Below are 551 nucleotides of genomic sequence, written 5' to 3' on the forward strand. Positions count from 1 at the left end.
ACGGGTTCGTGGACGCGGGGGCACTGGCCGACTTGCTGCCGGTCCCGGTCGCGCTCTTCGCCGCGGGCGCTGACTTCGCACCATCGGCCTGTTGGGGCTGCTTCGCAGCCTTTTCAGCCTTGATGCGTGCCGCCACCTTCTGCATGTTGCAGACGGTGTCGAAGCATTGGCCGCGATAGACCTTGCCGATCGAATCCGGCAGGCCGCTCACTGCCGCGCCGTAATTGGCGCAACCGTGACAGGCTTGCGCCTGTTCGAGGCCGACGCCATTCGACCCGTCGACAGCCAGTTGCACTCGCGTGTTGTTGTCGCCAGCCCGTACGATCCGCACGGTCTGGAACTCATCGCGCAGCCCAGCGGCTGTCGCCTCAAGCTGCTTCTCCGTTTTTGCATTGAAGCAGCTACGGTTCGTGCAGTTGCCGGCGCCAATCGCTTCGCCAAACATCTGCGCCTGCGTCGACGAGTTATGCGGGCAACCCGCGCAATCCGCCTTGTCGAAAATGGCCGAGGCCAGTGCGCACGACGCCGATTCAACCAGCTTCTTCACGTCG

General features: G+C 63.9%; 1 pseudogene. It reads right to left on the minus strand.

Features of this window, described 5'->3' with window-relative positions:
- Positions 1–551: pseudogene (locus AABE10_RS36285) on the minus strand (PRTRC system ParB family protein); the annotation flags it as partial.

It is taken from the genome of Paraburkholderia diazotrophica (assembly GCF_038900755.1).
GTDB classification, from domain to species: domain Bacteria; phylum Pseudomonadota; class Gammaproteobacteria; order Burkholderiales; family Burkholderiaceae; genus Paraburkholderia; species Paraburkholderia diazotrophica_A.